Origin of the sequence: Pedobacter jeongneungensis (assembly GCF_039538295.1) — a bacterium.
Lineage (GTDB): Bacteria > Bacteroidota > Bacteroidia > Sphingobacteriales > Sphingobacteriaceae > Pedobacter > Pedobacter jeongneungensis.
The window spans coordinates 356,632-382,233 of sequence record NZ_BAABBY010000003.1 but is presented as its reverse complement, the minus strand read 5'-3'; the positions used below and the strand labels follow the sequence as shown (position 1 = coordinate 382,233).

The window sequence follows — 25,602 nt, the reverse complement described above, 5'->3', positions numbered from 1 at the left end:
AGGTTGAATAAACTGAACAGAAAAAAAATTTGCACTGGTTCATCCTCGGTTTTCTGGCTTTAAATGCATTTAAACCGCTAAAACTATCCGTTACTCTACTCCTTTAGCATTTACCGGAATAACGTAAAGCGATTTTGATGCCGTGATAAAAAGCATATTTCTATCCCTTCCACCGAAACAAATGTTACCACACCACTCTTCGGGCACATCAATATGGCCTATTTTTTCGCCATTTGGTTTGTAGATATTTACTCCTTTTCCGGTTACGTAAATATTCCCGTTGCTATCTAAAGTCATTCCATCAGAGTGCTGGTTAAGGATAAGTTGCCTGTCTGATAATCTGGCATCTGCACCAATGGCATAACGGTAGGTTTTGTTGGCGCCCATATCGGCAATGTACAGGAATTTACCATCAGGTGTACCCACTATACCATTTGGTTTAACCACATCATCGGCCACAACAATGGCTTCTTTTTTACCTTTCGGAAGATAATAAACTTTTTGTCCGGGTATTTCCGGCGATTTCCTGGTCCAGTAATCACGCTGATAATATGGATCGGTAAAATAGATTCCTCCTTTTGCATCTAACCAGATATCGTTCGGCCCGTTTACCTTTTTACCTTCATAATCTGTAAAAAGGATTTTGATCTTTTTGTTTTTATCGATAGACCAGATCTGGTTATTTTCATCGGCACAAACAATCAGATTGCCTTTTTTATCAAAGTAGGTACCGTTTGCCCTGCCCGATTTATCCATATACAGGCTCAGTTTGCCATCAACACTATATTTCCAGATTTTATCGTTCGGCTGGTCGGTAAAAAACACATTCCCCAGTTGATCAACCGATGCACCTTCAGTAAACTTAAACTGTGAAGAAATCAACTTTAAACTATCCTGAACAAAAAGGTTTGAGGCTGTACCCTGCGCAAAAGAAACCAGACATAAGGCAGAAAATGCCAGAGAAAAGAAATATTTTTTCATTTGTGTTTTTATTAATGTTAGTCGGGATTTGTAATCCCGTCTGTCGGACTAAGGATTTTTAATCCTTTTAGTGAATCCAAAACTCATTAAGTTGAGATTCCAAATCTCGACTAATATATTAACTTACCCGTTTCCCTTTAAGTAACATATTTAATGCATCATTCAGCGTACCTGCTTTTTGCACTTCGCCTTCATTTACAAAATAAATTTCGTCGGCGTTTTCGATGGTATTTAAACGGTGGGCAATAATTACCAGCGTAGTTTCTTTCGACAGTTTATTCAAAATACTTCCCAAAAGCTGCTCGGTAATGGTATCGATATTGGCTGTAGCTTCATCCAATATCAACAGCTCAGGATTCCGTAAAACCGCACGCATAAACGCAATCAATTGCTTTTGACCTAAACTGATGCTATCGGAGCCCGAAGTAATTTGTGTATTCAATCCTTCATCAAAAATGGCCAGAAGCGCGTTCAGGTTGGCTTCCTCGATGATTTTTTCCAGTTCGGCATCGCTAACATCTTTATATTGACTATTGCCATAAAGGATATTTTCTTTTACCGACCCAGTAAATAAAAATGGTTCCTGCAAAATAAAGCCAATCTTTTGCGTTCTTTCTTCTGCAGAAAATGACCGGATATCTTTACCATTTAATAAAACAGTTCCTTTAGTAGCATCGTACAAACGCGAGATTAATGAAGCTGTTGTGGTTTTTCCGCCACCGGTTGGACCGATTAATGCATAAGTTTTGCCTTTTTCGAACCTTAAATTGATGTTATGCAGGATTTCTTTACTGTCATCATAAGAAAAGTGAACGTTTTTAAATTCCAGCAAGGCATCAGAAGTAACCGTTTCGTTCACCTCCAATTGTTTTAAATTGCTTTCTAAATTTAAAATCTGCGATATCCTGTCCCAACTCGCCATTGCCACCTGAAAACTCGTCCACAGTGCCGCCAGCTGCCTTAACGGGTTATAAAAATTCGTGGTGTAAGAAATATAACTCACCAGTAAACCCAAGGTAAAATGGCCTGTTGAAATTAAGTAAATACCAAATAACAGCGTGATTAGCTGTGCTACACTGGATAGCAAACCATAAACCGGTACAAAAATATTATTGGCCAAACCTGCACCAATTGCAGTTTTATAATTCTGAACATTGGCCTCATCAAAACGTTTTCTGAAATAATCCCTGCGGTTAAAGGCAATAATCACTTTAAAATTATTCAGGCTTTCCTGAATTTCGGCACTCATGCCACCCACGCTTTTTAAGTTTTTAGCATTTTTTCCTTTTACCCAGGGCGATAAAGCTACGGTAAAAAGCACAATCACCACCGCAGGAGAAAGTGTAGCCGCACCCAACTCGAGATTAATGGAAAGCAGGAAAATACCCGCCCCGATCATGGTGACAATGCTGCCAATAAACTGCATTAAAGACTGCGAGAAAAACTGGTTCAGTTTGTCTGTATCGTTATTTACCCTCGATATCAGATCACCTGCCTTATTCTGGTTAAAAAATGAAACCGGCAATTCCTGTAATTTATTAAATATGGCGTTGCGCAAGGTATAAAGCATCCGCTGGCCTACGCCCCCCATCAGCCTGGTTTGGGTATAACCGGTAACCATGGCAATCATGTACATTACCAGTAAAATCCCCCCAAAAACAAGTACCCCATGGAACTGCCTGGTGCGGATGTAGGTATCAACCGTGTGCCCCACCAATAATGGCCCTAAAAGCAATAAGCCTGAATTAACCAGAATGGCAATTAGTGCCAGCCAAAGGTTTCTGCGTTCGGCCGAGATCAGTTTTAGCAGGCTTTTCAGCGCCTTATAAGTCGACTGCTTTTCCTGCTTTGTGCTAAGCTGGTTAAGATTGTAGTTCATAATTACTGGTGCTCTGTTGTGAATTGTAAATCTGAACATATTCAGGACTGCTTTTTAACAGTTCCTGATGGGTTCCTTCTGCAATAATTTCGCCCTGCATCAGCAAGATTACTTTATCATAATGTTCAACAGAAGCTATTTTTTGAGTAATAGAAAGTAAAGTTAAGCCCGGGTAATGCTGCTGAATATTCTCCAGAATCCTCTTCTCGGTATTGGTATCTACACGGGCAGTAAAATCATCGAGTAACAGGATCTTCGGATTTACAGCCAGGGCTCTGGCCAGCATGATCCGCTGTTTTTGTCCACCTGAAAGGCTGTTTCCACGTTCAGACACGATGGTATTTAATTGATCAGGCAGCGCATCAACAAAATCTTTCAGTTCTGCAGTGGCAATGGCTTTGGCCAACGATTCGTCAGTAACGGTATCGCTAAAAGCAATATTCTCCCTGATGCTCATGTTAAACATAATGCTATCCTGAAAAACAAAACCTACCTGCTGGTGGAAATCTTCCTGTTTGTATTGTTTAATCTCCTGCCCGTCATACAATACCGATCCCGCATCAGCGTCGGTTAAACCTGTTAAAATATAAAGCAACTGTGTTTTTCCCGCAGCAGTTGGCCCGATAATAGCCGTTTTAGACCCTGCTTTTGCAGTAAAAGAAACCGATTTTAAAACGGGTTTTTGCCCGAAATTTAAAGTAATGCCTTTCGCTTCTACCTCTCCTTTTAATGTTGTGGTTAATGTCCCCGGATGATTAATTTGTGGGGCATTCAAAACGCTTTCAATCCTTTGGTAAGAAGCCGTAGCCTGTGCAATTACATTGCTCATAAAGCCGATCACTAAAATCGGGAAGATAATGAGTGTAAGGTAACTGCTAAAAGCGGTAAATTCTCCCAGGCTCATCGAATTGGTAATCACGAAGTGACCGCCCAGTACCAGAATACATAATCCTGCTAAGTTGGAGGTGAAAACAATCACCGGAATCAGCGCCGCAAACATCCGGAGGATAGATATCCCCAGATCCCTTGCTTTGGCATTGGCATCTAAAAATTTATTGTACTCCAGCATCTGCGAATTGATTACGCGGATTAATGCTGAACCCATAATGCTTTCGCTGATTACCTTGTTTAACCAGTCGATTACTTCCCTGCTCTTTTTAAAAAGCACCCTTACCTTGCTCAGCACATAAAAAAACGCCCCCCCTATAATGGGTACAATCGCAATTACGCATAGCGCCAGTTTCCAGTTAATCATCAGCAGCAGGATACTGGCACCCACAATTAAAAAGATAGATGAAGCAATGGAAACAATGGCCTGCGAAACAAACATTTTGATCGAATCGGCATCTGCAGTGAGGTTGGTTAGCAGTTTAGAGGGATTGGCCTTAATAATATAGGCGTGACTTTGCCGCGAAACCTGATCAGAAAGTTTGGTCCTTAAATCTTTTGCTACACGCTCTGAAGCATAGGTTTGCACAATACTTTGTAAATAGGTAAAGATGAAAACCAGTACAATGGCCAGCGAAAACTGGAACATGATGTGTTTTAAATCGAAGGTTTTGTTCGTGTAAGAATCGATACCGCTTGCAATAATTTTTGGTAAGAGCAGATTGATGCCGTTACTGAGCAATGCGAACAGGATGAGCAGAAAAATTAAGCCCCTGTAATTTCCAAGTAAACTGAAAATACCTGGCTTTTTGGCTTCTTTGGTTTTTTTCATATCAATGAAGATACCTTAAATTGTAGGTTCCAAATTTAGCCCAAAGAAATGATTAAATGAGAAAATAATTAATCAGAGAATGATTGAATTTTGAGTAAGTGAATGTTTGAGGATTTAATTAAAATCATTCACTCATTTTATCATTCTGTCATTCACTCATTCTCTCATTTTATCATTCAATCATTCTCTCATTTTATCATTCAATTATTTACTCTCCTTCAAAACCATATAAGATATTTTTAGATAAGCCGCGAAAGTATAGATTTTTTTTCATGCACCGTAATCCTGAAAGGTTTAACCACAGATGCACACAGATAAACACAGATTTTATTTATTTGCTTTACAATGCTCCTATTACACCTGTCATCCCGAGCTTGTTGAAAGAGCCACAGATGCACAGATGTACACAGAAATTTTCTGCAACATGCCTAACCAATGAACCAATGACTAATGATCAATAAACTAATGAACCAATGACTAATGACCAATAAACCAATGACCAATGAACCAATAACCAACGAACCAATAAACATTACTACCTTTGCAAACGAAAAGCCATTGAAGAAAATGGTTAAACCCCAATAAAATGATTGAAATAGGAAAATACAACGAGTTAAGGATTTTAAGCAAAACAGAAGCCGGATTAAACTTAACCGATGGCGATAAACTGGTAATCCTCCCTTACCAATACGTACCAAAAGGTGCCGAAATTGGCGATAACATCAGCGTTTTTGTTTATATACAGAAAGATGGCCGCTTAACCGGAACTACCCAAAAGGCTTACGCAGAAGTGGGCGATTTTGCTTTCTTAAAAGTGGTTTCTGATGGCGATGATGGTGTTTTTATGGATCTTGGTATCGATAAAGACGTTTACGTACCTGCCCGCGAACAGAAAAGGCCAATGCAAAAAGGCTATAAATATGTAGTGTACCTTTATTTGGATGAAAATAGCGACCGCTTACTGGCTTCTTCTAAATTATACGATTTTGTAGAGGAAGAGGGCTTTGATTTTGAGGAAGGCGATGAAGTAAGCTTGCTGATCACAGAAGAAACAGACCTGGGCTACAATGCCATTATCAACAATACTTACATTGGTTTGCTTTATAATAATGAGGTTTTCGATAATGTTCAACCCGGCGAAATGCGTAAGGGCTGGATCAAGAAAATCCGTGTAGAAGGCAAAATTGATTTAACCCTGCAGCCAAGTGGTTACGGTCATATCCTCGATTCGAAAGAGATGGTATTGAAGGAACTTAAAAAGAGTGGTGGTGTAATCGAACTGGGCGATAAAAGTTCTCCAGAAGATATTTACCACCGTTTCCAGATCAGTAAAAGTGCCTTTAAGAAAACAATCGGATCACTGTATAAAGAACGTTTGATTGTACTTTCTGATGATTCGATCAGGTTGGTTACAGATGAAGATGCTGAGTAATATCTCCTAAAGTTCCCGTCATTTCGACTGGAGTGAAACGGAACGGAGAACCACGAAGTGCTCAGCGAAGCTAAATCTGCCTCGGGATAGATCTCTCCGCTCCACTACGTTTCGGCCGGGAGTACGAAACCGGTTTAGCCACAGATGCACAGAAAAACACAGAGAAATTAATTCATCCGTGTAAATCCGTGCATCCGTGGCTAACAAATTAATTTTTTTGTGCATCCGTGGCAAAAAACACACAAACCACGCAGGTGCTCAGCGAAGCTAAATCTGTCAAGATAGATCTCTACATTACGGTCGAGATGACGAAACTCGCTTTTAGCCACAAAAATTCAGATTAACACGGAATAATTTTCTGTAATTTCTGTATCTCCACGGCAAAAAACAATGAAACCTTCCTGCAATATGCAGTGCCTAATCATGAGGGTCATGAAACCTCCCTGCATTATGCAGCGCCAAATCATGAGGGTCATGAAACCTTCCTGCAATACGCAGCGCCTAATTATGAGTATTCAGTAATAACCCGATAAATTGGTTTACAAAGATCGATTCTCAGTTCAGTTCTTTTAATCGATTTATCATCCTGAGCGTAGCGAAAGGATCTCCGTGTTTTCAGTGCCTCAGTGGCTGATAAATTATTGAGAACCTTTCTTCGTGCCTTTGTGGTAAAAATCTAATTCAAATTAAACTTATCACTCTGTATCTTCACCGCATTCGAAGCTGAAATAATCGCCACAATCATAATTCCGATCACAATGGCCAGAATTACCTGCAAGGTAGAGTACACTTTGGTTCCCGAAACAAAAATCTGCGAACCTTTAATCAGGTCATTACCCACCTTTGATTGTATTTTAATTAAAGCAGAAAGCTTGGCCAATGTCTGATCAGCAGCGTTTTTCCCTATCGACTCATAAATAATCCTGCCTTCGGCACCGGCCATATTTAATATTTTAGCCTCCAGCCCCCGCTGAACAATCAATGCTTTTTTTAGATCGTTCAAAAAAGTTTGCTCCTGTTTTACCAATAAAGTAAGTTCGTATTTATTGATTACTGAATCTATTTTACGGTTGTGTTTATTCACTTTCACAAGCGCCGCTGAACCCTGCAAAACATCGTTTCCGAACAACACTTCCTGCAGGATCGCATTTTTATGGTATAAATTTTCAGCAATGAAATATAAATCCGTTGCCGGTACAAGCCTGTCGTTATACATCGAAATAAACGAATCATTAATTTTTTCTACACTTTTATCTTCCAGAAAGCGGATCAGTAGCGTGCAGCACATGATACAGAAAAGCAAGAAAGCAATTTTAAGCTTGTTTTTGAGACTAAAAGCAAATTTCATAGTACAATTTGTTTGGACGATAGCTATTAAAAATAATCCTCTTGTGCTGTCTTCGCAAAAAGCTGTGGCGCAAAATTGACTAAATATAGCTCTTTTTTCGCACGGGTTACCGCAGTATATAACCAGCGGAGGAAATCAAGATCGATCATATCTTCCGTTAGGTAACCCTGATCGGCAAAAACCGCATCCCATTGCCCACCCTGTGCTTTATGGCAGGTAACTGCATAGGCAAACTTAATCTGAAGTGCATTATAAAAAGGATCGGCTTTAATGGCCAGCATCCGCTGACGTTTATTGGCAATATGTTCATAATCCTCGTTCAGCCCGTCAAAAAGCTTCTTATTCTGTTCATAAGGCAAATTGGCGCTTTCTAAATTCAGCGTATCCAGCATAACCTTACAGCTGATTTGTCCTGCCGCCGGGAAATCCATAAACTCCAGAGTCGCATCCGCAAAGCGGAAACCATAACGCTCTTCTTCTCCCCTCACGCGGATCACTTTCGCCATATCGCCATTGGCAATAAAAGCGGTATCCTCATTATCAGGCAACCAGAAATAATTGTTCCGCACCACCATAATCTGATCGCCGCCTGTTAATTCCTCTTCGCGGTAAAGCAACCTCGCCCTGATTTGCTGGTTATACACATTGGCCGATTTATTGGAACGGCACACCACCAGGGTATTTTCCATGCCAAATTTCCGGTATGCATATTCCAGTCCTTCTACCAAACGGGCGCCCGGCATGTTGTAAATATCAGTGTAGTTTTTAGTCAGAAATTTAGGCAGGGGATTTTCAGGATTTTTGGCAATCTGGTTTCTTAGCATGGTTGCATTGGCCAGAATACCGGATTTCTTTCCCTGCCGCACTACTTCTTTCAATTCGACCGACGAAACCGTTAAGGCAAATTTATCTTTCAGGTATTGTTCGTTCAAAGCGGGACTGTCCAAACTGCCCACTGGCGGTAATTGCGCCGTATCGCCTACAAAAAGCAGGAAACAGTTTTTCGTATTATACACAAATTCGAGCAGATCCCTCAATATCGACGAACCGGTTTCATTAAATTCATCGGCAATCATTGATGCCTCATCAATAATAAAAAGCGTATTTTCAGACAGGTTTGGAGCGAGTTGGAACTGCATTTCGGGCGATGCTGCAGAACGTTTACGGTAAATCCGTTTATGTATGGTTAAGGCCTTCCGGTAAGAATACTGGCTCATTACTTTAGCCGCCCTTCCCGTTGGAGCAAGCAACTCGCTACGCAGGTTAAATTTAACCAGAACCTTAACCAAAGCCGCTACAGAAGTGGTTTTACCAGTACCGGCATAACCTTTCAGCACGAAACAGCGGTATTCATCTTCCTGTTGCAAAAATACCGACATGCGCTCGCAAAAAAGCAATTGCTCTTTGGTTGGTGTATGTTCGTATGCAGAGGCGATAAGCTGGCTTTTATCCTGGATCATTAAGGTTAATTGTATAAAATGGTTAATCGGTTAACTGTATTGGAGCGTCATTTGTTCATTGGTCATTAGTTAATTGGTAACTGCAAATTGTCAACTGTAAACTGAAAGTGGGTTAATTGTATAAATTGGTTAATCGGTTAACTGTATTGGAGAGATATTGGTTCATTAGTTCTACTGTCATCCTGAGCGCAGCGAAGGATCCCTAACCTATAAATTACAGAACCCAATATTACAATCCGACAGCTATGGGTTACAATTAAAGGCGCAAAGATATACGCTTTCCAAATAACAATAAAACAATGTAGCGTTAAACATAATTCTTAATTCTCTTAATTTCTCAATACTCAGAAATATACAAATTGATACGTTGGTAACTGTCAACTGCAAACTGAAACCGGGTTAATTATATAAATTGGTTAATAGGGTAACTGTTTTAGCATGCGTGAAATAAACCTAAGTTTTGAGCACCAGACTGAGTTAAATAAACCGTATTGGAGCGGTATCCCCGATTCTTCATCGGAAATTTAGCGAAAAAACGGACTACAGCAACCGACTGGCAGTACAGCATCTTTTCAAATCTTTATAATCGCTCAGCCCTATGCGCTCTGCTCCTTGCCTATTACAAAAGTAGTGTTTCAATACGGTGTGCCATTACCATATTTTGCTTTTTGCTATAACTGAAAATGGTAAAATGCCCATCCTGAGAAGCAACCAAACCAACCGACTGTGGCTGATCATTCACAAACTGTGCAACAGAGAAGTGCCTTGTTCCGCCAAGCTGCCCAGGGTATAAAATCTTATCTTCCCCGCCAACAATCGGCTCAGAAAAGGCAATCTGTTCTACCGTAGGTTTGCCTTTGGCCCGGCCAATTTTAGCGCCAAATGCAATCAGATCAAATTCTTCATTGATAATTGTTGCACCATCAACCGCGGTTAAACCCGCCAGGTGCTCTACCTCGCGACGTACAGCCCCCTGCGAGAAAATTTCACTTTGGTTACCGCTCTGTTTAGCCAGATTGGATAAGCCACAAAATGGAGGCTCAACTAAATATTGTATCGGATGAATAATAGAATCTTCCCATTTTGTATCGCCTTTTGGTACAATTAACAATGCCCCGCCCCGGCCATGTGCACGCATGGAAACTGAAAACTGGATCAGGATATTAATCGGATCGTTCCAGCTGGCCAATACCGTCAAATCCAGCAGGGCCTGCAAAATCGGCGGACAATCTTTATTTGTACAACTCCGGTCATCAACAATACGGATTTGCTCCCCTTTTAGCACCGCAACATTGGTAAACTTGCCTATACCATAAATCCGGCGGTGTTTAATCACAATTAACCCCGGCTCAGAAACATCCACCACAAAGCAAAAATTAGGAATGTTAAGGGTTGTACCCCAGATGTAAAGCTCGCCATCTTCTTCCCAAACACCAAGGTGAATACCAGAACGTTCAATTCCAGGGGCTATTTTAGTTAAAGTATTAGCATTTAGCGGCAGTCTTTTTGCAAAAACCAAAGGTTTAGAAGTTTGCGCAGGAGGTAAAAACGCGATTGAAATTCTGGGCGAATGTCCTTCCTCTTTACGCAGGCTGCTCCAGAACGCAACATCAATAATCGCTTCAATGATTTGCCTGTCTGGTTGAGTAGCCAAATCTATCTCACCCTGTGCAATTGCATTTTTGTGCAGTTTAACAAAATGTTGCTCAATGGTAGCCGAAATCGTGTTTGCAGCTTTATAAGTAGGCTTGTAACTCATGTTCCGAATTTAAGCCGAATATTTTGATTTTTGAACAGACGAAAGGTTTGATTTTGGTAAAAAAACACAGACATTTTAACCACAGATTTCCACAGATAAACACAGATATTTTCGATGTTTTTTAACCGCAAAGCACACAAAGAAGAATATTAACCACAAAGGCGTAAAGAGCACAAAGTTAATTGTGTGTCTTTGACCGAAAATTCATTCTTCAGCTGATAAAATATATGGCTTTATTGGTTTATTAGTCATTGGCGTGATGAACAAAATTATTCCGTGTCAATCGGTGTCTCCGTGGCAAAAATAGATAGTAAAACCAAAAAATTACCGTCGTTTTGCCATTAATTATTAAAAAACTCTATTTTTGTTTCAATGAGTAACAATAGTCTCTTATTGGTTGATCCAAATTTTAACACAGATGCATCTGCAAACTGCCATTTATTGTTAAAAATAACGAACGACAGCTTTTCTTATGCCGTGGTAAGCAAGGATACTGAAGAGATTAATATTATTTTTGATAAACAGGGTTGTGAAGATGTACAAAAGGACTTAAAATCTGCTTTTGAAACAGACAACTACCTTTCTTTAAATTACGCAACCATAAAGGCGGCTATACATACATCAAATTTCATTTTTATTCCTGATGAGTGGTTTGATGATGAAAATTTAGCGGTTTATGCACAATATCTAGGTTCGGAGGCTAAAGTTTACACTAAACACAATAAAGCGCTTGGTTTTAATACCGTTTTTTGTTTAAATGATGAGGTAAAAACACATTTACCTGAAAAAACAGACCTGTTTCCACAATCAGAACCCCTGGTTGCTTTGTTCAGTCATTTAGCTGACGAAGCTTTACTGATCGATTTTACGGCAATATCGTTTAACGTACTATACACCAAGGATAAAAAAGTGGTTTTTCAAAATCACTACGAATCAGAAACTGCCGAAGAATTTAATTACTTCCTGTTGCTGATGATAGAACAACTGGGCTTAAATGATTCCATTCCGGTTTATATCCAGGGTATTATTAACGAAGATGACGAACATTACAATTGTTTGTTAAAATATTTCAATCAACTTTATTTTTTCTTCCCTGCCGGAAAACAGCATAGTGAATTATTGGCCGATATGCCTAAACACTATTTCAGCGGACTGCTTGCTTTAGATTTATGCGAATAATTGGTGGAAAATTAAAGGGCATCCGTTTGCAGCCCCCAGCAAATTTACCGGTGCGCCCTACTACGGATATGGCGAAAGAGGCACTCTTTAACATCCTTAACAACAAATATGATTTCGAAACCTGTACCGTACTCGATTTATTTTGCGGTACCGGAAACCTTACTTTCGAATTTGCTTCACGCGGTGCAGAAAGCATTTTAGCAGTTGATATGGATTATGGCTGCGTAAACTGGGTAAAAAATACCGCTAAACAACACCAGTTTAATCAGGTTGACGTGCGCAAAGGCGATGTTTTTAAATTATTAAAGCAAATGACTGGCAGCTACGACCTGATTTTTGCTGATCCGCCATACAATATGCCCAATATCCCTCAAATTCCGGTGATGGTTAAAGAGCAGCAATTACTTAAACCCGATGGTTTATTGATTGTAGAGCACCAGAGTAATATGAAACTAAATAGCCAGCCAGGGTACACCGAAACAAGGAAATATGGTAATTCTTCTTTTAGTTTTTTCGAGTTTAGTTCGATAGGTTAACTGTTTACCCTTCGGCTACGCTCAGGGGGTTAATCGTTTAACCGTATAAGCTGGATAACTGCAGTCTCTTACATCACATCTTCCTAATCCAGTCGTCATTTCGACTGGAGTGCAGTGGAATGGAGAAATCTATTCCATACATTTTCATTCTAAAAGATCTTCATTATTTTCAGTATAACAAACTAGCTGATTTGTAATCAACTCCAAAAACAGTCGCTCTTGGTAATTTAATATTGGTTATTTGTAATTGATTTATTGCTCATTAAATTAATCCACGCTTATCGCCAAACGCTATCTCCTCTCCCCCAATTCGCCATTGCAAACCGAAGAACAGGATGATGTGCGCGGGCGTGAAGCAATCTTTCTGAGCAGTTTTCGCTAACCGCCAAACGCCTTGCGCTAAAGTATTCCTCCTTTCATCACAAACAGCTATATTTGAAACATGAAGATAGCGCTATTTCCAGGCTCATTTGATCCGATCACCATTGCCCATGTAAACATTCTGCAACGTGCCACACCGCTTTTTGATAAAATTGTAGTCGGTATCGGACTAAACAGTTCTAAACAGAACTTTTTGAGTGCAGAGCAGCGTCTTCAGATCCTGCAAACCGTTTTTAAAGGTTATCAGAACATCGAAATTCAAACCTACGAAGGTTTAACAGTAGATTTTTGCCGTAAAATTGATGCTAAATATATGGTACGTGGCATCCGCTCAGCAGCCGATTTTGAATACGAAAGGGCCATCGCACAAATCAACCAAACGATGATGCCTGAAGTAGAAACAATTTTACTTTTAAGCAAACCCGAATATTCGGCCATCAGCTCAACCATCGTTCGTGATATTTTAAGAAACCACGGCGATGTAAGTCCGTTTGTACCCAAAGAAGCACTTGGTTTTTTATAGTTTTCTTTTAATGTCCACTTACCGTCATCCCGAGCGGTCCCGATAGCTATCGGGAGCAACGTAGTTGAAAGATCTATCAAAACAGATTTCTCCGTTTCGCTTTGCTTCAGTCGAAATGACAGTCGTTTTATTAAATTGTCATCCTGAGCGTAGTCGAAGGATCTCCATTCCGCTACCGATGTAAAATCGGTACAGGTCGCGTTCCAGTTGATAGTTATCGGATCGATATGACGATGTTTTTCTTTCCCCTATCTGTGTCCATCCTTTTTATATGTGGTTAAATATTATTTTTACTAACCTGTAACGTTTTAAAAAATCTGTTACCAATGGGTTATACCTAAAATGAAAGAAACAGAAAACATATTTCTCACATTGATCAACCAGCACAGGGCGATTATACATAAGATCACAAAAATGTATATGAACGGTGCGGAAGAACAGCGTGATCTGTTTCAGGAAATTGTGCTGCAGTTATGGAAAGCCTACCCCACTTTTAAAGGGAACAGCAAATTTACCACATGGATGTACCGCGTGTGCTTAAATACAGCGCTGATCTATTTCAAAAAAGACAGCAGAAAAGTAGATAAAACACCACTGGATGAAAACATCGACATTATTGATGTAAATGAGAGCGAAGTAAAGGAAGAAAAACTGGCTTATTTATACGCTGCCGTTCAGGAATTAAATGTGGTAGAGAAAGCATTGATATTCCTCTTTCTCGAAAACCAGTCGCACCGCGAAATTGCCGAAAACATGGGAATCAGCGAAGTAAATGCCCGCGTTAAACTCAACAGAACAAAAGAAAAATTACAATTCATTATAAAGAAAAACGGTTATGAATTTTGACGATTTAAAAAACGAATGGAATGCTGAAAACCCTGAGGGAAGTAACATTTCTACCGATATGCTTAAAATAAAACAGGCCCATACCCCTATCGATAAAATCAGGGCAAAAATGAAACACGAGTTTTTTTATCAGCTTTTCTTCCTGGTATTTATGGCTTTCGTTCCTTATATAGCCAGGTTTTCAACTGCCTTAAACCAGGCATACCTCATGACTTATGCCATCACCTGTGGATTTACGGCTTACTATTTTTTTAAGTTTTATATCTTCTATAAAAATTCTTACGATATGAGTATGGATAGCCGAAAAAATATCCTCTGGTTTTATTACGAAATGAAACTGAACGTAGAGTTGTATAAAGCTTTAACCTACATTGTGGCTTTTATTGCGGTTGGTTTTCTTTTTGCTTATTTATTTATTGAGCAGGCATCCATGTTTACCAGGCTCATCAGGAAATTATCAACTGTATATATCCTGATTAACTGTTTTGTTACCATTTTAATTATAGGAGCCATTACCGAACTATGGGCCTGGTTTTATTACGGAAAGTACCTTAAACAGGTTAAAAAAGTGGTTGATGAACTGGATTATGAGTAGGAATGCTAGTCGTCGCCCTGAATTTATTTCTGGCCCTATCTAGCAGGAAAGGTGCTGATCCCGAAGATTCGGAACAGCGTAACGATCGCAATATAGGAATCTACAATATCCCGCCAGTCCTCAGCACATCCATAATTGATGGAAATGTATTTTTAACAACCGGTGAAAGGTGGTTTTTATCCAGCCAAACCGCTTCATCAATACCTTCTTCTTTTTGAGGTATCAGTTTCGGTTCGCCTTTAACCTTCATCTTATACCAGTTGGTTTTCTTGATCACCATTTTATTGCCCATCGGGTACACATGGTACGTTTTACAAAGTTTCTCTTCGCGTTTAAAAACCCTGATCCCACATTCCTCCTCTACCTCACGAACGGCAGTTTCTTTCATTTTCTCCCCATCTTCCAGCTTACCTTTTGGTAAATCCCATTTTTTATTCCTGAAAATAAAGAGGTAATTGCCATTTGCACTTTCTACCAGGCCACCTGCTGCTTTAATAATGGTGCAATCTTTTTTTAGCTTCCTAAAAGTTTCCTTTGGATTTTTGGTTAAGAAAATGTAGCTCTTTTTAGATCCGTTTTTTAATTTTTTATAGAATGTTTGCAGATCAAAATCCTGAAATTCAAGCTGCTGGATTTTTTCTTTTTGTTCTGGCAAAAAATCGGAGATAAACAAAGTGTTATCGTTGATGTAGATTCTATAATTTCTTGGCATATTCTTAAAAAATTCCGGTTATTTTATCAGGTATAAAAAAAGGTTACAACAATTAATGTTGTAACCTTATCTAAATTAACGCTCTCAATCAAAGATTGATGCAAGGCTCTCACCCCTTGCTTGGTACAAATATATAATAATTTATATTAACTGATAAAAAAAATCCAAAAATATTTCAGCAATGTAATAGCGCTACCTTTAAACTACTGAATGATAACGGATTGTTTTTATGCAAAAATTATTATTTATCAAAAATCAGATACACTAGATTGTAAAAAAAAATGGTTTAATATTAATAATGGAACATTTGAATGGAAAACAACGCTTATTATTCCTTCAACGATAAATATTTTTCATAATTTTAGCTTTTTAATCTACCATGCCCATACCTTCATTATCAGAAAAAGATCTGGAAGCATACCGAAATGATCTTTCTAACCCGGAAAAATCAACAAGCGAGCTTTTTATCAAATTAAATGGGCTTTACCAACGTTTTGCCGGCAACGAACAGCTCCTGGCAGATTTCGAATATGTTTCGGCACTTAACAGCCTCGAAAACACCTATACCTCAAAAAAAGAGCATTTTAACAAAGAAATTGTTGAACTTAAAAGGCAGTTTAAACAACTGGATAACCGTATTGTAGCGGCAGAACAGAAATTGCGACATGGCATACCGGAAGACCTGATGGTAATGGATAAAATTATTGCCGAGCAGGAATCGATTGTAGAAGACCAAGAAAAACTGAACAATGCCGAATCTCATATTGTAGAGCAGGTGAGGAAAATCGATATTGAACATGGGAAAGACCTGCAAAAATTAGAGCAAGAACAAAATAACAGGGAAATTCCTTTTAAAAGTAAGTTTTCTGCCATTAGCGATCAGATCAAAAGCGCCGAAAAAAGCATTAGTTTTAAAGTAAGTGCTTTTTCGCTGATTGCCATTATTGGCATTCCTTTAATTATCGATTTATTTTTTGGCATAGCAGGCCTCACCGGATTCGCCAAGAATACAAATAACATTATTTTCAATCATTACCTTTTTCTGATCAGCCTGGTTCTGGTAGAATTGTTCCTTGCTGATAAAATCAGAAACAGGATTTCACGGATGTTATCGATATCCTATCTCAAAGATTCGCTGGGTACGTTAGAGAACCAGTTAACTGAAAACGAAAGACAGGTTGCCAGAGTTGAAGCAGAACACCACATCCCTTTAACCGAATTTATAAAAAGAAGCCAGGTGCTTTGAGTAAAACTAAGGTGAACTAAGATTTCTTACACGCTAAAAAATGAATATTAATCATCAGTTATCAATATAAACCAATACTGATCAAAACCTGTCGTAATTAATGCGTCTTAAAAAAAAGGGATTTAGAAACCTTCAGTTCCCAAATCCCTATCACTTTATTGGTTATGCATGAACTACAAAGTAGCCATATCAATTACAAACCTGTAACGTACATCGCCTTTTTGCATCCTGTCGTAAGCAGTGTGAATATCTTTCATATCAATCATTTCGATATCTGAAACAATATTGTTTTCCGCGCAGAAATCCAGCATCTCCTGAGTTTCGGCAATACCGCCAATACCCGATCCGGCAAGGCTTTTTCTGCCACCTAATAAACTGAAAGCCGCAATTTCTGCCGGTTTTGGCGGAACACCTACGCAAATATGGGTACCATCTGTTCTCAATAAAGAAAGGTACATGTTAAAATCGTGCTCTGCAGATACCGTATCTAAGATAAAATCGAATGTACCTCTGGCCGCTTTAACCTGCTCCGGATCGGTGGTTACCACAAAATGGTGCGCACCCAGTTTTTTGGCATCTTCTTCTTTTTTAGGCGACGTACTTAATACGGTTACTTCAGCGCCAAAAGCTACACCAAATTTCACTGCCATGTGGCCTAATCCACCTAAACCCAATACAGCCAGTTTATGACCTTTTCCCACTTTCCAGTGTCTTAACGGCGAATAAGTAGTAATACCAGCGCATAAAAGCGGCGCCACGGCAGCAAGGTTTAATTTATCAGAAACGTGTAATACAAATTCTTCCCGCACCACTATCGTATCAGAATAACCACCATAAGTAGGGGTTTTACCGTCTCTTTCCAAACCGTTATAAGTCTGTGTATTGCCTTCCAAACAGTATTGTTCAAGATCGCGTTTGCAGTTTTCGCACTCCTGGCACGAATCTACCATACAACCTGTACCGGCCAGATCGCCCACCTTAAATTTCTTAACATGGTCGCCAACTTTTACTACCCTGCCCACAATCTCATGACCCGGAACCATCGGGAATATTCCAGGGAACCAATCGTTTTTAATCTGGTGCAGATCTGAGTGGCAAACCCCACAGAAAAGTATTTCGAACTGCACATCATGAGGTCCCACTTCCCGGCGCTCAAAATTCCAGGGTGCAAGATCCGTTTCGGCATTTTGTGCCGCATATCCTTTTGTTGCTATCATAAAAATTTAAATTAATTAGTTACCGTAACAAATGTAAAGCGTGCTTTGTTACGAACGATTACGCAATTCAAATAATTCATTGCAAAATTCAAACAATGAATGCCATCGCAATATAAATTTTACCTGTTAGCAGTAGATTAATGCGCTGTTAAGACAATAAGCCGTGGGTAACTTCTTCAACGGCATCATCCGCATAAAAAAAGATGGTAAAGAAGCTTGGAGCCTGCGTAATGGCTAAAATATCTTCCCGTTTAATGTGGTTTTCGTTAATAAAACGGGTAAGGCGCTCGTGAGAGGAAAAATAATCGGATTTTAAAACAATCATAATTTTTTAGATTTTGATTAAGACGGTTAACGTTAAATATTGTTACGCCAAACGCTGCTTGAAGCTAATCACCAAATATTTACAGCCTGTTTTCAAATGCCACGATTCTTTATCACCCTGATTTACAGGAAGTGGTAAGAAATACCTTTTAGCATCCATCAAAATTTCCGATATTTGTAGTATTGGAATGTCGAAATCAAATCCCGATTCCCACATTTTTCTTCCCCAATGCAAAACAAAGGGGATTAATAAACGTTATGACAAACACAAATAAATCTGTAATTTTGAGCCATGTATAATAAAAGTGATATTGAATTAAAGGTAGCGGAATTTTTATTACAGATAAAAGCAATTAAATTACAGCCAAACAATCCATTCACCTGGGCATCTGGCTGGAAATCGCCAATTTATTGCGATAACAGAATTACCCTTTCCCACCCTCAGGTTAGAACTTATATTCGTCAGAAACTGGCGCAGGCCATACAGGAAGAATTTGGTTCTGTAGATGTAATTGCAGGTGTTGCAACCGCTGGTATCCCGCAGGGCGTATTGGTAGCGCAGGAACTAGGCTTACCTTTTATCTACGTAAGGGCTAAAGCCAAAGAGCATGGCACCGGAAGTTTAATAGAAGGCGAAGTAGTAGAAGGTCAGCGTGTGGTTGTTATCGAAGATTTAATCTCAACCGGAAAGAGCAGTTTACAGGCTGTTGAAGCTTTAAGGGCTGCAGGTTTATCAGTTGCCGGTTTAGCTGCAATATTTACCTATGGTTTTGAAAAAGCGGATGAAAATTTTGCCGCTGCAAAATGCCGTTTCCTTACTTTATCAAACTATGCTGCTTTAATCGATTATGCTGCCGAGCATAGTATTATTGCTAAAAGTGATATGGAATTATTAGGAAAATGGCGTTTAAATCCATCAGAATGGGGACAGGGACAAGTTTTGAGTTCAGAGTCATAAATTTTGAAGTAAGAACAAAAATCTATAAAAATATATAATGACTGTTATTGAAAGCACAGTAGAAGTTAATAAACCCGTTGCTGAGGTTTATACTTTTCTATCCAATATGAACAATCATCAGCAATTGATGCCTGAGAATATTTACAACTGGGAATCAACTGAAGATGATGCACGGTTTACCATCCAGAATATGGCAAAATTAGCCATCAAGATTTCTAACCGTGTAGAAAACCAGGAAATAACAGCAATTCCGAGTGAGAAAGCCCCTTTTGATGTAGAATTAAAATGGACGGTTGCCGATAACGGAAATGGAACTACTACTGCAAAACACATTATTTCTGCAGACCTGAACATGATGATGAAGATGCTGGCATCGGGTCCTTTGCAAAAACTGGCCGATCATCAGACAGAAAAGCTAAAAGAAATATTAGGATAAAAAATGATTTCACCGATTTGAGTGATAACACAGATAAAAAAAGACGAGTTAAAGCTCGTCTTTTTTTGTGCGTAAAAATTCCATTGCGGTTCTTCTATCAGCATATTATTTTAATACCTTAGTTTTTGGATAAGCCCTAAACTATGAACCAAAGATTTTTACAAATTACCACTTTACTTTTTGCCCTTTTTTCACTTTCCAAATCATCTGCCCAATCGGTTACTGCTTTAAAAACCGAATATTTAGTTAATCCTATTGGCCTGGATAGCACAAATCCACGTTTTACCTGGCAAATGGATGATGCCAGCCAGGGCGCCAAACAAAGTACTTACCGTATTCTGGTTGACACCGATTCTGCCTCATTGATAAAAGCTAATGCAAAATTATGGAACACCGGCTGGGTGAAATCAGATCAAAATCTGATTGTTTATTCGGGTCAATTACTAAAACCTTTTACTAAATACTTTTGGCGGGTAGATATCGCCGACGGAAACAATAAAAAATCAAATAAAGCCAACATCGCCAGTTTTGAAACAGGCATGATGAAAATGGAAAACTGGCAGGGCTCATGGATTTCGGATACAGAAAACACCAAACTTAAACCTGCCCCCTATTTCCGCAATACCTTTAACGCCAATAAAAAAATTAAATCGGCAAGGGCCTACATTGCTGCTGCCGGATTGTATGAACTTTCGATCAACGGAAAGAAAATCGGTAACCACCGCATGGATCCGATGTACACGCGTTTCGATCGCCGTACTTTATATGTTACCTATGACGTAACTGATGCCATTAAGCAAGGAAAAAATGCCATTGGCGTGTTATTGGGCAATGGATGGTACAACCATCAATCAACCGCTGTATGGTATTTCGACCGTGCGCCATGGCGTAACAGACCAACTTTTTGTCTCGATGTACGCCTAACTTACGAAGATGGTACTACCGAAACCATTAAATCGGGCAAGGGCTGGAAAACCGCTTTAAGTCCTATTATTTTCAACAGCATTTACACGGCTGAGCACTACGACGCACGACTGGAAAAAACAGACTGGAATACTCCTAACTTTGATGATAAAGGCTGGAAAGACGTGATGTTCCGCTCTGCACCATCCAAAAATATTGTGGCGCAGGCATTGCATCCGATCCGCGATGTAGAAGAAATTGCCAGTAAAAGCATCAGAAAATTTAATGATACCACTTACCTGTTTGATCTGGGCAAGAATATTTCAGGCGTTAGTAAAATTACTGTAAATGGCCCTGCCGGAACAGTTATAAAACTGAAACACGGCGAACGTTTATACCCTAACGGACATGTAGATATCTCGAACATTGATGCCCATTACCGCCCAACAGATAATACTGATCCTTTTCAAACTGATATTTTAATTTTGAATGGAAAAGGTAAGCAAAGTTTTATGCCTCACTTTAATTATAAAGGTTTTCAATACGTAGAAGTAACCAGCTCTGGTCCTATCCAATTGCAAAAAGAAGATCTGGTTGGTTATTTTATGCACAGCGATGTGCCGGTTGTGGGCGAAGTTAAATCGTCACAACCGATTATCAATAAAATCTATTATGCCACTAATAATTCATACTTATCGAATCTTTTTGGCTACCCGACTGATTGTCCGCAAAGGGAGAAAAACGGCTGGACAGGCGATGCACAGATTGCCATAGAAACAGGTTTGTATGGCTTTGATGGTATTACGATTTACGAAAAATGGCTGGCCGATCACCGTGATGAACAACAGCCAAATGGCGTTTTACCTTCTATTATTCCAACCGATGGCTGGGGCTACGAATGGGGCAACGGACCAGACTGGACCAGCACTATTGCCATTATTCCATGGAATGTGTACCTGTTTTATGGTGATCAAAAATTACTTGCAGATTGTTACCCAAACATCAGGAAATACGTAAACCACATCGACGAAACCTACCCTACCGGTTTAACTACCTGGGGCCTGGGCGATTGGATCCCGGTGAAATCAAAATCTCCGGTAGAGCTTACTTCTACCTGTTATTATTATGCTGATGTGGTAATTTTAGCCAAAGCAGCCAAAATTTTAGGTAAAAATGATGATTACCTGAAATATACAGCCCTCGCTAAGAAAATAAAAGATGCTTTTAATGCCAAGTACCTGAACAAAGAAAAAGGGATTTACAACACCGGCATCCAAACCGAAATGAGTGTTCCGCTTTACTGGAAAATTGTTCCTGAAGAATCTGTTGCCCTGGTTGCCAAAAATCTGGCCAAGCGTGTAGAAGCTGATGGTTTCCATTTAGATGTTGGTTTACTGGGCACCAAAGCCATTTTAAATGCACTTAGTGAAAATGGCTACAGCGATGTTGCCTATAAAGTTGCTGCCCAAAAAACATACCCAAGCTGGGGTTGGTGGATGGAAAACGGGGCCACTACTTTATACGAAAACTGGCCGATCGATGCGAAATCAGACATCTCGATGAACCACATTATGTTCGGCGAAATTGGGGCATGGTTGTACAAATCGCCGGGAGGAATTAAACCTGATGAAAAACAGCCTGGCTTTAAACATATCATTCTCGATCCACATATCATGGAAGGTCTGGATAATTTCGAAGCCAGCCACATCGGCCCTTACGGAAAAATTAGCAGTGCGTGGAAAAGAACAAATAATGGGATCAGGTATGACATTACCATTCCGGCCAACTCTACTGCTAGCATTAATTTACCGGTAAATTCCGGCGCAAGTATTTCTGTTAATGGTAAAATTACAAGTAGTAACAAAATAGATTTAGCGGCAGGTAAGTATGTAATTGAGCAAAAAGTTGGGAAATAATTAAGATGCTACTGTCCAGACCTCGCAGGTTTTTGAAACCGGCGAGGTCTGAAATAGAAAATGTTTGCGCTCGTTTCCAAACGAGTGCATAAATAGCGAAACGATTCTATCGTTTGAAACGATAAATTATTCAACGCTCGTTAGAAACGAGTGTTAGCTAAAATCCCGCTTTAACCTTAATAAAAAATCTATCGATATAGATCTCTCCACTACGTTTCGGTAGGGATGACGACACTTTTTATGATTAGCCTAACGCGATAAATACCGCGTTAGGGATTGTAAGGGTTCAGTACCGATCCTTCATTGGTACCGGAGCGAAGCGCAGCCCTGAAAAGCCCGACCCTTTCCCGATTTTTCATCGGGATTGGGTAACGCCCAAATCAGTTAACAGTTACCAATTGTCAATACAAACCTCGCATGTTTAGCACTTACAACAAGACAAATTTTCAGCACAAAACATTATAAATCAGTAATTTAGTCATTAAAAACAAAATCTTACCGACAAAATTTCCGATTCTAAAATCAAAATAACAGTGGCATTTGTTTTGTCTTAAAGCGGATATGAACTTCAACAATTTTACGATAAAAGCCCAGGAAGCAGTTCAACAGGCTTCTGAAATAGCCCAAGGCAATCAGCAACAGGCTATTGAAACGGCACACCTGCTTAAAGGTTTGCTTACTGTTGATGAAAACGTGGTTTCTTATGTTTTAAAGAAACTGAACGTTAACCTGAATACACTAAATCAAAACTTAGATGCAGAGATTGCCAAATTCCCGAAAGTGAGCGGAAGCAATGTCTATCTGTCATCAAATGCCAATAGCGTTTTGCAGAAAGCGCAAACATTTTTAAAAGAATTTAAAGATGAATTTGTATCCGTAGAACACTTGTTATTGGGTATCCTTGCCGTTAACGATAGCACGGCCAAATTACTAAAAGAGCAGGGTGTTAACGAAAAAGACCTTAAAAAAGCCATTACAGAATTGCGTGGTGATAACCGCGTAACCGATCAGAATGCCGAAGCAACTTACCAGGCTTTAAGCAAATATGCCCGTAACCTGAACGAATATGCTGAGAGCGGAAAACTGGATCCGGTAATTGGCCGTGATGAGGAAATTCGTCGCGTGATCCAGATTTTATCGCGTAGAACTAAAAACAACCCGATTTTAATCGGTGAGCCTGGTGTGGGTAAAACCGCCATTGCAGAAGGTATTGCTTTCAGGATTATTAAAGGCGACGTGCCCGAAAACCTGAAAAGTAAAGTGGTGTATTCGCTTGATATGGGTGCATTAATTGCAGGTGCAAAATACAAAGGCGAGTTTGAAGAACGTTTAAAAGCCGTAGTTAAAGAGGTTACACAAAGTGACGGGGATATTATCCTGTTTATTGATGAGATCCACACTTTAGTGGGTGCCGGTGGTGGCGAAGGCGCAATGGATGCCGCAAACATTTTAAAACCTGCCCTTGCCCGTGGAGAATTACGTGCCATAGGCGCAACTACTTTGGATGAATACCAGAAATACCTTGAAAAAGATAAAGCTTTGGAGCGTCGTTTCCAGAAGGTGATGGTTGAAGAACCTGATACCCAGGATGCGATTTCGATCCTCCGCGGATTAAAAGAGCGTTACGAAACCCACCATAAAGTGAGGATTAAAGACGAAGCCATTATTGCAGCTGTAGAAATGAGTCAGCGGTATATTTCTGATCGTTTTTTACCAGATAAAGCCATCGATTTAATGGATGAGGCGGCTTCTAAATTGCGCATGGAAATGGACAGTGTGCCAGAACATGTTGATGCTTTAGACCGCGAGATTATGCGTTTGGAAATTGAACGCGAAGCCATTAAACGCGAAAAAGACGATAGAAAAGTTCAGGAACTTTCGGAAGAAATTGCCAACCTATCGGCAGAGCGCGACGAATTTAAAGCCAAGTGGCAGGGTGAAAAAGACCTGGTAGATGCAGTAAACAACGAATTAGAGCAGATTGAGCATTACAAATTAGAGGCCGAACAGGCTGAACGTGCGGGAGACTATGGCAAAGTTGCCGAAATCCGTTACGGAAAAATTAAAGAGGCTCAGGATAAAGTGGAGAAACTTAAAGCCGATCTGGAAAGTCAGCAGACCGACAGCCGCATGCTTAAAGAGGAAGTTACTGCCGATGATATTGCAGGTGTAGTGGGCCGTTGGACAGGTATTCCGGTTACCAAACTGATTGCCAGTGAGCGCGAAAAACTGCTTCATTTAGAGGAAGAATTACACCAGCGCGTAGCCGGTCAGGATGAAGCAATTGAAGCCATTTCTGATGCCATCCGCCGCTCGCGTGCAGGCTTGCAGGATAAACGCAAACCCATTGGTTCTTTCATCTTTTTAGGTACAACCGGGGTGGGTAAAACCGAATTGGCAAAGGCTCTTGCAGAATTTCTGTTCAACGATGAAAATGCCTTAACCCGTATTGATATGAGTGAATACCAGGAACGCCACGCCGTATCGCGTTTAATTGGAGCGCCTCCGGGATATGTGGGTTACGATGAAGGCGGACAGTTAACGGAAGCGGTTAGGCGCAAACCATATTCTGTGGTATTGCTTGATGAGATTGAAAAAGCACATCCTGATGTATTTAACATCCTGTTGCAGGTGCTGGATGATGGACGTTTAACCGATAATAAAGGCAGGACGGTTAATTTTAAAAACACCATCATCATCATGACATCAAACATCGGAGCGCATTTGATTCAGGATAATTTCAAAAATTTAAGCGATGAAAACCGCGATGAAGTAATTGCCAAAACCAAAAACGAATTGTTCGAGGTGTTGAAACAAACCATCCGTCCGGAGTTTTTAAACAGGATTGATGAGCTGATTATGTTTACCCCGTTAAACCGCAGCGAAATCAGAAACATTGTTGGTTTGCAGTTTAAACATGTACAGCAAACCCTGGCCGAAATGGGTATAGAAATGGAAGCCAGCGACGAAGCTTTAGATTGGCTGGCACAATTGGGTTACGATCCGCAATTTGGTGCCCGACCGCTAAAAAGAGTAATTCAAAAAAGAATCTTAAACGAGCTGTCGAAAGAGATATTGGCGGGTAAGATAGATAAAGACAGCAAAATTAAACTGGATATGTTCGACCACAATTTTGTGTTCCTGAACCAGAAAGCAGATTAATACATAACACTTAAATTAAATCCCATCCCGATTATACCGGGATGGGATTTTTTTTACAAAAAAAATCAGGAGGGAGTGGGCTCATTTTA

The 25,602-nt window shown here is 39.8% G+C and carries 20 protein-coding genes; 11 read left to right on the top strand and 9 right to left on the bottom strand.

Features of this window, described 5'->3' with window-relative positions; all coding sequences use genetic code 11:
* Positions 1 to 90 precede the first annotated feature (90 nt).
* The 3 genes from ABD769_RS07555 to ABD769_RS07545 form a co-directional block, all read right to left on the bottom strand.
* On the bottom strand, positions 91 to 981 hold the full coding sequence (locus ABD769_RS07555; protein WP_344850800.1) for an SMP-30/gluconolactonase/LRE family protein: 891 nt from the start codon (positions 979 to 981) through the stop codon (positions 91 to 93).
* A 118-nt stretch (positions 982 to 1,099) separates the two neighbouring features.
* Positions 1,100 to 2,860 (bottom strand): ABC transporter ATP-binding protein, encoded by a 1,761-nt coding sequence (locus ABD769_RS07550; protein WP_344850799.1) that lies wholly within the window; start codon positions 2,858 to 2,860, stop codon positions 1,100 to 1,102.
* A complete protein-coding gene (locus ABD769_RS07545; protein WP_344850798.1) occupies positions 2,844 to 4,580 on the bottom strand; it encodes an ABC transporter ATP-binding protein in 1,737 nt (578 codons plus the stop codon). Before ABD769_RS07545 ends, ABD769_RS07550 begins: the two co-directional genes overlap by 17 nt.
* Before the next feature lie 586 nt (positions 4,581 to 5,166).
* Here ABD769_RS07545 and ABD769_RS07540 point away from each other — a divergent pair.
* Positions 5,167 to 6,012 (top strand): CvfB family protein, encoded by an 846-nt coding sequence (locus ABD769_RS07540; RefSeq protein ID WP_344850797.1) that lies wholly within the window; start codon positions 5,167 to 5,169, stop codon positions 6,010 to 6,012.
* Positions 6,013 to 6,688: 676 nt separating this feature from the next.
* Here the strand turns inward: ABD769_RS07540 and ABD769_RS07535 are convergent.
* The 3 genes from ABD769_RS07535 to ABD769_RS07525 all read right to left on the bottom strand — a co-directional run bounded on the left by ABD769_RS07535 (position 6,689) and on the right by ABD769_RS07525 (position 10,579).
* Positions 6,689 to 7,360 (bottom strand): MCP four helix bundle domain-containing protein, encoded by a 672-nt coding sequence (locus tag ABD769_RS07535; protein WP_344850796.1) that lies wholly within the window; start codon positions 7,358 to 7,360, stop codon positions 6,689 to 6,691.
* Between the two features lie 26 nt (positions 7,361 to 7,386).
* Positions 7,387 to 8,820, bottom strand: coding sequence for an ATP-dependent DNA helicase (locus tag ABD769_RS07530; protein WP_344850795.1), 1,434 nt, complete (start codon positions 8,818 to 8,820; stop codon positions 7,387 to 7,389).
* Positions 8,821 to 9,439: 619 nt separating this feature from the next.
* A complete protein-coding gene (locus ABD769_RS07525; protein ID WP_344850794.1) occupies positions 9,440 to 10,579 on the bottom strand; it encodes a putative sensor domain DACNV-containing protein in 1,140 nt (379 codons plus the stop codon).
* A gap of 372 nt (positions 10,580 to 10,951) precedes the next feature.
* Between ABD769_RS07525 and ABD769_RS07520 the strand changes: the two genes are divergently transcribed.
* The 5 genes from ABD769_RS07520 (at position 10,952) to ABD769_RS07500 (ending at position 14,639) form a co-directional block, all read left to right on the top strand.
* A complete protein-coding gene (locus ABD769_RS07520) occupies positions 10,952 to 11,758 on the top strand; it encodes a DUF3822 family protein (RefSeq protein ID WP_344850793.1) in 807 nt (268 codons plus the stop codon).
* Positions 11,749 to 12,294 (top strand): 16S rRNA (guanine(966)-N(2))-methyltransferase RsmD, encoded by a 546-nt coding sequence (gene rsmD / locus ABD769_RS07515; RefSeq protein WP_344850792.1) that lies wholly within the window; start codon positions 11,749 to 11,751, stop codon positions 12,292 to 12,294. The genes ABD769_RS07520 and rsmD overlap by 10 nt, the downstream gene beginning before the upstream one ends.
* Before the next feature lie 442 nt (positions 12,295 to 12,736).
* Entirely contained in the window at positions 12,737 to 13,198 is a 462-nt protein-coding gene (gene coaD / locus ABD769_RS07510) for a pantetheine-phosphate adenylyltransferase (RefSeq protein WP_344850791.1), read from the top strand.
* Positions 13,199 to 13,540: 342 nt separating this feature from the next.
* Positions 13,541 to 14,044, top strand: coding sequence for an RNA polymerase sigma factor (locus ABD769_RS07505; RefSeq protein ID WP_344850790.1), 504 nt, complete (start codon positions 13,541 to 13,543; stop codon positions 14,042 to 14,044).
* Entirely contained in the window at positions 14,034 to 14,639 is a 606-nt protein-coding gene (locus ABD769_RS07500) for a hypothetical protein (protein ID WP_344850789.1), read from the top strand. Before ABD769_RS07505 ends, ABD769_RS07500 begins: the two co-directional genes overlap by 11 nt.
* Positions 14,640 to 14,739: 100 nt before the next feature.
* On the opposite strand, the gene ABD769_RS07495 is transcribed toward ABD769_RS07500, so the two are convergent.
* Positions 14,740 to 15,351: an NUDIX hydrolase gene (locus tag ABD769_RS07495; protein WP_344850787.1), complete on the bottom strand. Its 612-nt coding sequence runs from the start codon at positions 15,349 to 15,351 to the stop codon at positions 14,740 to 14,742.
* Positions 15,352 to 15,730: 379 nt separating this feature from the next.
* Here ABD769_RS07495 and ABD769_RS07490 point away from each other — a divergent pair, with 379 nt between their 5' ends.
* Entirely contained in the window at positions 15,731 to 16,597 is an 867-nt protein-coding gene (locus ABD769_RS07490) for a hypothetical protein (protein ID WP_344850785.1), read from the top strand.
* Positions 16,598 to 16,770: 173 nt separating this feature from the next.
* Here the strand turns inward: ABD769_RS07490 and ABD769_RS07485 are convergent, their stop codons facing one another.
* Complete coding sequence (locus ABD769_RS07485; RefSeq protein ID WP_344850782.1) at positions 16,771 to 17,814, bottom strand: NAD(P)-dependent alcohol dehydrogenase; 1,044 nt, start codon at positions 17,812 to 17,814, stop codon at positions 16,771 to 16,773.
* 148 nt (positions 17,815 to 17,962) lie between these two features.
* Positions 17,963 to 18,139, bottom strand: a complete 177-nt coding sequence (locus tag ABD769_RS07480; RefSeq protein ID WP_344850779.1) for a hypothetical protein — start codon at positions 18,137 to 18,139, stop codon at positions 17,963 to 17,965.
* A gap of 291 nt (positions 18,140 to 18,430) precedes the next feature.
* Here ABD769_RS07480 and pyrE point away from each other — a divergent pair, with 291 nt between their 5' ends.
* The 4 genes from pyrE (at position 18,431) to clpB (ending at position 25,513) form a co-directional block, all read left to right on the top strand.
* Positions 18,431 to 19,096: an orotate phosphoribosyltransferase gene (gene pyrE, locus ABD769_RS07475; RefSeq protein ID WP_344850777.1), complete on the top strand. Its 666-nt coding sequence runs from the start codon at positions 18,431 to 18,433 to the stop codon at positions 19,094 to 19,096.
* A 37-nt stretch (positions 19,097 to 19,133) separates the two neighbouring features.
* A complete protein-coding gene (locus ABD769_RS07470) occupies positions 19,134 to 19,532 on the top strand; it encodes an SRPBCC family protein (protein WP_344850775.1) in 399 nt (132 codons plus the stop codon).
* Positions 19,533 to 19,675: 143 nt separating this feature from the next.
* Positions 19,676 to 22,351 (top strand): alpha-L-rhamnosidase, encoded by a 2,676-nt coding sequence (locus ABD769_RS07465; protein WP_344850773.1) that lies wholly within the window; start codon positions 19,676 to 19,678, stop codon positions 22,349 to 22,351.
* Positions 22,352 to 22,912: 561 nt separating this feature from the next.
* Positions 22,913 to 25,513: an ATP-dependent chaperone ClpB gene (clpB, locus tag ABD769_RS07460; RefSeq protein ID WP_344850772.1), complete on the top strand. Its 2,601-nt coding sequence runs from the start codon at positions 22,913 to 22,915 to the stop codon at positions 25,511 to 25,513.
* Positions 25,514 to 25,602: the final 89 nt, after the last annotated feature.